This window comes from Parashewanella curva (genome assembly GCF_003675895.1).
Classification (GTDB): Bacteria; Pseudomonadota; Gammaproteobacteria; order Enterobacterales; family Shewanellaceae; genus Parashewanella; species Parashewanella curva.
Genome location: NZ_ML014911.1, coordinates 1 through 3,325, shown reverse-complemented (window position 1 = coordinate 3,325; position 3,325 = coordinate 1). Strand labels below are relative to the sequence as shown.

The following is a 3,325-nucleotide window of genomic DNA, read 5'->3' as shown; positions in this document are numbered from 1 at the left end:
CTGTATTTCCACCCGACACCGCCAAAGAATGGTTTTATTCTGCTGAGTTAGAAAAAACTTATGAAGAGAAGCGTGAAGAAGGAGGTGGTCCGTACTGGCAAAACAACGGCAAGTTAGCACTGCTAATGAATTCAACAGCTAAAATGATATTTGAAGCATTTAGCCAATCAAGGACCACCCTTGAAGATATGCATGTTGACCGACCTCTTGCTAAAGCTTGCGCCTATAACGCTCTGTTTGGTGCAACGGTGAAAAATGAAACTGCTGAGAAAACCGATACAAGCCTTAGAAGGCAGATTATCGCTGCGGCCAATCATATTGCGCAACATCCAAGTGTTAAAGATCAGCCTCAGCAATTACTAACCTTGATGTACGCAACAGGTTGCGATTTAACCTTAACGGATTCCATTCCTGAATCTACTGCAGTTCCTACCGAACAAACCGCTGCTACTCAAGCTGCAAATCCTATGGCGCAATTCGTGCAGGCGATGATGTCCGCCGCATCATCAGTCGCCCCTAATCCTACAACGACGACGGCTACGGGACCTACATACACCAGAAAAACTGCTCAACAGCATGTACTTCCTCGGCCTCAGCCAACAAGACAGGTTCAAACTCAAGTAACTCATCAATACAACACGACTGAACCTTCTGTCCAATCTACAACTCCCAAACTCACACTACAAGAACGAAAAAATAAACTGGTCAAAGAGCGGTTCCAGACTCAACAGTTTCAAATTGCATATAAGTTAAAAGGCGATAACCATATGATGCTTGATCTGGCAGAGTCACTAAAAAAGTACAAAATACTGACCATGAGACAGGTTAATAAATATCTTGTGACAACTAGAGGTGCAAACTCACCAGAACAACTATTAAAACACATGGAAGAAAAACTAATGGAGAGCGATGATGCTTTTCAAACAATGGTAAATATGCATGAAGCCAGTCAATATTTTGATTCAATTCCAGACATCGTGCGTCTACTTGGGGATATAGTAAATGAAGCCAATGCTTTGCAAGACGATGAAAGCGTTGTCGTGGCTCCAACAGCAAGACGCAGAAGAAAATTGAACCCCGAGGCCATCAATGACCAAAGACAAGCTGTTATTTTAGCTGAATATGAAAAACTTCAACCCAAACTAGCCGCTGCTTTTGACGTCGGAAATCGAAAAGTAGATTGGGCAAGAATGCTGAATAAAAGAAAGCTTATTACTGGAGAAATATCGAAATATTATTCTCAAGATTCCCACTTTCTAGTAAAGCAAGTTTATTTCTGTATCTATTGCAATCATGAAACGGCACTGGCGGGGCTTACTGCATTAATTGAAGTTTTGGAGGGTGACGATGCATATGTTCCAGAATACGGCGACGACGACAAAGACAATCCTATTTCCCCAATAATTGACGAACTTACTTCAATCAAACAACGTGTAGAAAATATATCCTAATGAAATGACAAGAGGCCATATAGGGTCTCACTTGGAAAGATTGTAAAATGAACAAATTTTAATGAGTTTTAATTTAATTTCTTTTCATTTTTTGTGCAAAATCAGAGAGGTAAAGTAAATCAATTTCAACCAGAGAATTTTTCTAAAATCATCTGACTGAACATATAGTCTCAAATTAATACGCTACCAGAGAATTTATGACTTGAGTTTCTTGGTAGCGTCGATAGTTCAATCGTCATGCTGTAAGTAATGAAGTTCACATTTTAATTAAACTAAATTAACAGAAGTAAAGGTGACTTATGACAGCTTCAACTGGTCCACAACAAACTCCTTCTTCCTTTCAATTTCAACCAGAATCAGGAGAGTATCAACAACCTCCTGCTCCAGAAAAGTCTGATTTGGATAATGCTATCGGCGCTATGGAGGTTCTTAATCTTCAGAGCCAAGACCCAAGAGGTAATCCTCCCCCTTACGAACCACAAACTCCTGTAGTAACCTCAACGGGAGCAGAATATGGCATCCAGCACCCTCCTCAAACGTCAGTTGCACATGCTCAGCCGGTGGCGCAGTATTTTAACCCACAAACACAAAATAATTATACTCCCCAAGCTGTAAGCTCTGAGCTACCTTATCAGGTGACAAACGCTGGTATGACACCTATGCAACATCAGCAACAAGCTTTTACTCAGCCACCACGTGCCGCTACTGCTATGGGTACAAGCCAACAAGCCGATTACACTCACACAGGGGGGGCTCTGCAACAACCTCAACCTGTTTATACACAGGCACAAGCAAGACCCCCTGTAGGAACACCAGCTGGAGTTCCACACCAACCTATTAGCTCGCAGCAGCCACAATCCCCTGTAATTAGACCACCTCTTCAAGCTCATTTTCCTGCACAACCATATGGAGCCCAACAACCTCCAAGTAATGCAGCAACTCCATACGCGCCTACACATGCTCCACATGGTACAGCGGTAAGACCACAACAGCCTGCTTTCACGCAACAGCCATACGGTGTAGCTCCACAACCCAGCACACAACCTACTTATGCTGCGTCTCAATCACCATATCCTCAGCAACCTCAACCGCTTGGCTCTCAACATCCTCACATTCCGATTCAAGCACCATATAGCCAACAGCCTCAGTACCCAGCCCCCTCTCAATATGGCCAACAATTTCAATATGCCCCTGCACATTCCCAATATGGGATGCCACAGCCTCAATACCCCGTAGCACAACCTCAACTCCCTCCCCAACCTGCTTCAGGACCGATTAATGTAGCAGCACTAAGGAGTCGAAAAAGCGTACAACAACCTAAAAAAGTGACTTCGGTGGTTAACCAACAACAAATCAAGGAACGACGAGAAGCTGCTCATCTCACAGAGGTGTCTTCAATCATTGATACACAAATCAAAACTCTGGATTCGAAGTTACAAGAACGTGAGTACGCTAATACTTTACCTCTTTCAAAGATGTACCTTGATTTATTAGCAAGCTGTCAGCAATTGCTTTGGCAGCAACCTCAGATTTCTGCCGCCTCAAACAGCACTGAGATTGTTGATAAACATAAATACAACTTAACCGTTGAGTTTTTAGCACTTATTTATCAGCGCCAACAAGGCCTACCGCTTTGTGATTTCGTCAATCATTTATCGGCGTTATTAGTGAGTATTACAGCACTGCCACAGACAAAAGCAAAATTACTCATCATGCTCGCCATGCAACAAGTACTGCATAATGCAACTAATCAAAAAACATCACCTTTGATTCAACAGCAAAACTATCTGCTTAATATTGTCAGTCAGGGACTCGATACGGCAAGAAAGAAAGTGAGTACTGACGGATTACTCACTGGTGCTGATGAATCAATC

General features: G+C 42.6%; 2 protein-coding genes. Both read left to right on the top strand.

The window, feature by feature from the left end:
* A partial coding sequence (locus tag D5018_RS21860) for a hypothetical protein (protein WP_165905144.1) occupies positions 1–1,451 on the top strand: 1,451 nt, incomplete at its 5' end.
* Between the two features lie 299 nt (positions 1,452–1,750).
* On the top strand, positions 1,751–3,325 hold a 1,575-nt coding region (locus D5018_RS21030), incomplete at its 3' end, for a hypothetical protein (RefSeq protein WP_416351557.1).